3 protein-coding genes are annotated in these 7,210 nt (G+C 58.9%); 1 reads left to right on the top strand and 2 read right to left on the bottom strand.

All coding sequences use genetic code 11. The annotated features are described in order from the left end of the window. Positions 1–66: 66 nt before the first annotated feature. Both U1A24_RS05210 and U1A24_RS05215 read right to left on the bottom strand, forming a co-directional pair. Entirely contained in the window at positions 67–3,507 is a 3,441-nt protein-coding gene (locus U1A24_RS05210) for a pyruvate carboxylase (protein ID WP_322320915.1), read from the bottom strand. A gap of 342 nt (positions 3,508–3,849) precedes the next feature. Beyond that, a complete protein-coding gene (locus tag U1A24_RS05215; RefSeq protein WP_322320916.1) occupies positions 3,850–6,177 on the bottom strand; it encodes a S8 family serine peptidase in 2,328 nt (775 codons plus the stop codon). A gap of 331 nt (positions 6,178–6,508) precedes the next feature. On the opposite strand from U1A24_RS05215, the gene U1A24_RS05220 reads away from it, so the two are divergent. Then, positions 6,509–7,210 (top strand): ATP-dependent helicase (locus U1A24_RS05220; protein WP_322320917.1); only part of this gene is annotated, 702 nt, incomplete at its 3' end.

Below are 7,210 nucleotides of genomic sequence, written 5' to 3' on the forward strand. Positions count from 1 at the left end.
ACCCCGCACCATCTGGCGCGGGGTTTCCTGTCTTGGTTCCCGATTTCTCTCAAAAACCGATCTGGTTCACTCCAGCTCGACCAGCAGATCCTTGGCGTCAATCTGCGAACCCGGATGCACATGCAGGGCTTTCACCACAGCCGTGCGGTCGGCATGGATGCCGGTTTCCATCTTCATTGCCTCAATCGTCAGCAGCAGATCGCCCGCGCTGACCTTCTGGCCTGCCACCACGGCGACAGAGGCAATCGAGCCGGGCATCGGCGCGCCGATATGGCCGGGGTTGCCCTCAACCGCTTTCGGTTTGGCGGCAACTTTCGCCTTGATGGCGCGGTTCGGCACCTTGATCACGCGGGGCTGGCCGTTCAGCTCGAAGAACACCTTCACTTCGCCGTCGTCGGTGGTCTCGCCCACCGCTTGCAGCCGCACTTCCAGCTTTTTGCCGGGGTCAATCTCGGCGGTGATTTCTTCGCCGGGGATCATGCCATAGAAGAACGTCCGCGTCGGCAGCGTGCGCACCGGACCGTAAGCCTTGTGGCGGCCCATGTAATCCAGGAACACTTTCGGATACATCAGGTAGCCGTTCAGATCCTCGTCGTCGATCTTGAAGCCGCCGAGCTCTTCGGACAGCGTCGCCCGCACCGCTTCCAGATCCACTGGGGGCAGGCTTTCGCCGGGGCGTGCGGTCGAGGCCGCTTCGCCCTTCAACACCTTTTTGGAAATCCCGGCGGGCCAGCCGCCATGCGGCTGCCCGAGATTGCCTTTCAGCATATCGACCACCGAGTCCGGGAAGGCGACGTCGATTTTCGGGTCTTCCACCTGTTTGCGCGAAAGCCCCTGCGCCACCATCATCAGCGCCATGTCACCGACGACTTTCGACGAAGGCGTGACCTTCACAATGTCGCCGAACATCTGGTTGGCGTCGGCGTAAGCCTGCGCCACTTCATGCCAGCGTTCTTCAAGGCCAAGGCTGCGGGCTTGGGCTTTCAGGTTGGTGAACTGACCGCCGGGCATCTCATGCAGATAAACCTCGGACGCAGGTGCCGGGATGCCGGACTCGAACGCTGCGTATTGACCGCGCACCGCTTCCCAATAGTTCGAGATCGAGCGGATCGCGGCCATATCCAGCCCGGTATCGCGGTCGGTGTGGCGCAAAGCCTCGACAATCGAGCCCAAGCAGGGCTGCGAGGTGCCGCCCGAGAACGCATCCATCGCCGCATCGACGCAATCAACGCCTGCATCGGATGCCGCAATGATCGTGGCCGCTGCCGCCCCCGAGGTGTCATGGGTGTGGAAGTGGATCGGCAGGCCGACCTCTTGCTTCAGGGTCTTGATCAGTTGTTTGGCGGCGGCGGGTTTCAGCAGCCCCGCCATATCCTTCAGCCCCAGCACATGCGCGCCTGCGGCTTTCAACTGCTTCGCGGTATCGACATAGTATTTCAGATCATATTTGGCGCGGTTGGGGTCGAGCATATCGCCGGTATAGCAGACGGTGCCTTCGCAAACCTTGTTGGCCTCGATCACCGCATCCATCGCGACGCGCATGTTTTCGACCCAGTTCAGGCTGTCAAACACCCGGAACACATCCACCCCGGTCGCGGCGGCTTGCTTCACAAACGCCTGCACCACGTTGTCGGGGTAGTTGGTATAGCCGACACCATTCGACGCGCGCAGCAGCATCTGCGTCATCACATTCGGCATCAGCGCGCGCAGATCGCGCAGGCGTTGCCACGGACATTCCTGCAAGAAGCGGTAGGCCACGTCGAAAGTGGCCCCGCCCCAGCATTCCACCGAGAACAGCTGCGGCAGGTTGGCGGCATAGGCGGGGGCGACCTTGATCATGTCGATCGAGCGCATCCGGGTTGCCAGTAGCGATTGGTGGCCATCGCGCATCGTGGTGTCGGTCAACAGCAGCTTTTGCTGTTTGCTCATCCAGTCGGCAACTGCCTGCGGGCCCTTTTGTTCCAACAGGTTACGGGTGCCCATCGACGGCTCGGCCACGGCTTGCGGGGCTTTGGGCGTGCGCGCTTCGGCATGCGGTTTCGGGCGGCCAGCGGTTTCGGGATGCCCGTTGACGGTGATGTCCGCGATATAGGTCAGGATCTTGGTGGCACGGTCGCGGCGTTTCTTGAACTGGAACAGCTCTGGCGTCGTGTCGATGAATTTGGTGGTGTAGGTGTCATCCAGGAAGGTCGGGTGCTTCAGCAGGTTGATGACGAATTCGATATTGGTCGAGACGCCACGAATACGGAACTCGCGCAGGGCGCGGTCCATCCGTGCGATGGCGGCTTTCGGGGTCTGGGCGGTGGCGGTGACCTTCACCAGCAGACTGTCATAGTAGCGAGTGATCACGCCGCCCGCATAGGCGGTGCCGCCATCCAAGCGGATGCCGTTGCCGGTGGCCGAACGGTAGGCGGTCAAGCGGCCATAATCCGGGATGAAATTGTTCTGCGGGTCTTCGGTGGTGACGCGGCACTGCAGGGCGTGGCCGGTCAGGTGGATGTCTTCCTGTTTGGCCTTGCCGGTGGCCTCAGTCAGGGTTTTGCCCTCGGCAATCAGGATTTGTGCTTGCACGATGTCGATGCCGGTGACCTGTTCGGTGACGGTATGTTCGACCTGAACGCGGGGATTGACCTCGATGAAATAGAATTTCTCGTTGTCCATATCCATCAGGAATTCGACGGTGCCGGCGCATTCATAGCCGACATAGGCGCAGATCCGGCGGCCCAGATCACAAACCTCGGCACGTTGGGCGTCGGTCAGATAGGGGGCGGGCGCGCGCTCGACCACCTTCTGGTTGCGGCGCTGCACGGTGCAATCACGCTCGTACAGGTGGTAGATTTCGCCGTGCTTGTCGCCAAGGATCTGCACCTCGACATGGCGGGCGCGGATGATCATTTTCTCAAGATAGCCTTCGCCGTTGCCGAAAGCAGCTTCGGCTTCGCGGCGGCCTTCGCGGACCTTATCGACCAGCTCGGATTCCGACAGGATCGGGCGCATGCCGCGACCGCCGCCGCCCCAAGAGGCTTTCAGCATCAGCGGATAGCCGACCGCAGCGGCCTCTTTCTTGATGGCGTCGAAATCATCGCCCAAAACTTCGGTGGCCGGGATCACCGGAACGCCAGCGGCCATTGCCACCCGGCGGGCGGAAGCCTTATCGCCCAAGGCGCGCATGGTGTCGGCTTTCGGGCCGATAAAGGTGATGCCCGCCTGATCGCAGGCGTCAACAAAATCCGGGTTTTCCGAGAGCAAGCCATAGCCGGGGTGGATCGCATCGGCACCGCAAGCCCGCGCCACCCGGATGATCTCGGGGATCGACAGATAGGCACCGACCGGCGAGAGGCCCTCGCCGATCAGATAGGCCTCATCCGCCTTGAAGCGGTGCAGCGACAGCTTATCTTCCTCGGCATAGACCGCGACGGTCTTCTTGCCCATCTCATTGGCCGCCCGCATCACGCGGATCGCGATTTCGCCACGGTTGGCGATCAGGATTTTCTTGAATTCGGTCATAAGGCGGCTCCGAGGCAAGCGAGAAGATGAGGGGCAACGGGGGAGAGGGGCGTGATCGAGGTTGCACACTAGCCGTGCTGCGTTGCAGCGCAAGAGCCGGAAGCGCCATGATGTGACAGATTTGCGATATGGCTACCGCTAACAGAAGGCCGTTGCAGGTGTGACGATTCGTTGCCTGAAAAATAGGCGGTTTGTCAGAAACAAACCGCCCTTGTCAGATTTTGGCCTAGAGATTACGCAGCAAAAGCATGTCAGGTTCAGATTCAATCGAAAATCGCTGCCTCTCGCGTAGGCTCAAACGCGTTTTTCGATAAGGTTATTTCTATAAAATCCAGACATGCTCTAGAGGAAAATCAGGTCGTCCAGCAAAGCCGAGGGCGTGGTGAGGCCGGTGATGGTCAGCGCATCACCGCCGCCAAAGTTCAGCACGACATTGCCCGCCACAAACGAAGCAAAGCTGGAGATCACCGCCGAAGCCGACAGCATGGCACCACCCCACAGCCCGCGATCCAACACCAAAGTATCGACGTTATCTGCAAAGTCAGTGATGAAGTCGCTGCCCGACAGATCGGTGAACACGAAAGCGTCCATACCCGCGCCGCCGATCAGCACATCGCGCCCGGCGCCGCCTTCCAGCCGATCCGCCCCCGCCCCGCCAAACAGATAGTCGTTGCCCCCAATGCCGTTCAACTGGTCATTGCCATCTTCGCCATAGAGCGTGTCCAGCCCGACGCCGCCTACCAGCAGGTCATTACCCGTCCCGCCCAGCAGCTGGTCATGGCCGAAGCCGCCAATCAGTTGATCATTGCCATCGGCGCCTTGCAGCAGGTCGTTGTCGGCCCCGCCATCCAGCTTGTCATTGCCCAAACCGCCGTTGAGCGTGTCATTGCCGCGCATGCCATAGATGAAATTCGCCCCGGCATTACCGCTGATCCGGTCATTGCCGTCGCCCGTCACGACGTTTTCGATCACTGTGTTGGCCTCAATGCTGCCCCAGACCACACCGCCGACCGAAAAAGCTTTGCCGGGCACCAGCGACACGACGATATCTCCTGCCAGCGTTGCCATCTGCAACCAATCGGTGCCGCCATTGCTGTCGTTGATCGCTTGGTCGCGCAGTCTTGCCGAACTGGTATTAGCGGCAAGCAGAAAATCCTGCGTGATGTGGTGGATGTTGTTCACCGAAAAGGCCGAGCCAAAGAAATTGATCTGCACATCATCAAGATAACCACTCTTGCCGGAGGCCGCGCCCGTGCTGTCATCAATGCGCACAGTCCAGTCGCCAAACGCATCAAGACCCAGTCCATGCGCAACGCCAAACCTCCAGGTAAGACCGTCACTGTCTGAGACGTCTTCGTAATAAAGGTCGCCAGCGCGAACCAGCGAGAAACTCATGCCATCAGGGCCAATCAGACTGATTGATATCGAGTTGGTCGTTTCCAGCCTGTTAAGATACAGGACGCTTAGGGTGACAGAAATGTAGTCAATTTGCAGGTGATCTGTGATCGTGACACGAGAGGTCGCGCTGCCCGTTCCGCTGAACGAGTAAAACATGTTTGAAGCCGTATAATTCGCCCCGGTAAGGCTGATTTGATTGGAAGAGGTTTGGGCCGGGCCATTTATCAGTGTCCAAACTTCGGCGAGCCTTACAGCAGCGAAAGCATCAACACGGCCAAAGCCATAATCCGAACTAAAGGCCAGCCCGCCGTCGTTCCAACTGTCACCGTTGCGCACAAAAGTGCTGCCGACTTGCCGGTCAATGACCTGAAACTTGGTTCCCGAAGTCTCAAACGAATCAGGGCCACCGGCGATTGACCCCGTCAGCTTTGCCGAGTAGCCAAGGATCTCTTTGACATCGCGCCAACCCAGCAACGGATTGGCCTGCAGCATCAGCGCAACGATGCCCGACACCACAGGGGTTGCCGCCGAAGTGCCGCCGAAATCATTGGCGTAATTGCCGGCCGTGCTGTTGCCTGTGTTGTAGCCCGCGTTGCCAACCAGATCGGTCGTCACTGCCGCAGCCCCTGCTGAAATCCAAATATTTGCACCATAATTGGAATAGTCTTGCACGCCACCCGCCTCAGTCAGCGCCGCGACACTGATCAGTTGACCCGCAGTGTTCAATCCATCCGCCTGCGCATTGCTGGAATCATTGCCAGCGGCTTGGACGATGATTGTTCCTAACCCGTTGCGGCCGGTTTCCGTAACAAGCTGATAGTCAGCAATTATCTTCCATGATGTAGACATTGCGTCCGAGGCATTCTGAAACTGGTAGAACTCGGGCGTATAGCCCCAGCTGTTCGACATCACATCGAAGGCCGCGCCATGACGCAGTGCCTCGTGCATCATGTAACCCGATTGCAGGGGCGAGTTGTCGCCGAGGATTTTCACCCCGGTCAGTTTGGCATCATAAGACACACCGACGCCGCCCACACTGTTGCGCACTGCCGCAATGATCCCAGCGACCGAGGTGCCGTGTTCATCCTGATCGTTGCCCGTCACCTTGATCGGCTTGGGGTCGTAAATGTCACCGCCAAAGCTGAAATGGCGCGTCGCATCATAGTTCATCGACAGGTCGGGATGGGTGTATTGCAGCCCGTCGTCGAAGACACCAACATGCACGCCGGCTCCGGTATATTCATCCCAGATCCGCTGGATATTTCCCAGCATTTTCAAGTGCCACTGTTGCGCAAAAAGCGGGTCAGTAATCGTTACCACTGCAAAACTCCAATCATATGCCCGTCCGGTCGCGGCCAACTTGTGCGGGGGCAGGGCTATCGTCAATCAATAAAATGGTATTCATGCGGTCGCTTTCGGCTGGTCGCTGTAAAAAATGCGCAGCCACGCCTGATGGCATCGCACATTCCCGAATTTGGCAACGCATCGTTTCCGTCTGGGCCACCAGCGATCTACGGACAGAAATTTCAAGCTGCGAAAGTTTCCGGTGAACAATGCGGGAACACTGCTTTATCTTGGCCACGAACCGCGATAGGTTGGCGCGATGAGCTGGACGGATGACGAAGATGCTTTTGCAGCGGCGGTGCCGCTGTCACAGCGCGCCCTTGGCCGTGGGCCAGCGCGGGCGACGCCCTATCTGGATGATCTGAACCCTGCGCAGCGTGAGGCGGTTGAGGCTTTGGATGGCCCGGTCTTGATGCTGGCGGGGGCGGGCACCGGGAAAACCAAGGCGCTGATGGCGCGAATAACTCACCTCATCACGACACATCGCGCTCAACCTCACGAAATTCTCGCAGTTACATTCACGAATAAAGCTGCGGGCCAGATGAAGGTTCGACTGAGAAACACACCGTTTAAGATCCCTGAAGTGAAGTGGATGGGCACTTTCCACTCGCTATCGGTGAAGATCTTGCGGCGTCATGCTGAGTTGGTGGGCTTGAAACCCAACTTCACCATTCTGGACACCGATGATCAGTTGCGCCTGCTGAAACAGCTGATCTCGGCGGCGAATATCGACGAAAAACGCTGGCCTGCGCGAATGTTGGCCTCGATGATCGACAGCTGGAAGAACCGCGCGATGACGCCGGATCGGGTGCCAAGCTCGGAGGCTTCCGCCTATAACAACCGCGGCACCGAACTGTATGAGCAGTATCAGCAACGCCTGCTGACGCTGAATGCCACCGATTTCGGCAACTTGTTGCTGCATTGCGTGGTGATCTTCCAGAAGCACGAGGATGTGCTGGCG

This window comes from Cypionkella sp. (assembly GCF_034376685.1).
In the GTDB taxonomy this organism is placed as follows: Bacteria; Pseudomonadota; Alphaproteobacteria; order Rhodobacterales; family Rhodobacteraceae; genus Cypionkella.

Coding starts and splice junctions, on each gene's coding strand:
- U1A24_RS05210 (WP_322320915.1), bottom strand. CDS start 3,507: ATGACCGAATTCAAGAAAATCCTGATCGCCAACCGTGGCGAAATCGCG.
- U1A24_RS05215 (WP_322320916.1), bottom strand. CDS start 6,177: ATGCTGGGAAATATCCAGCGGATCTGGGATGAATATACCGGAGCCGGC.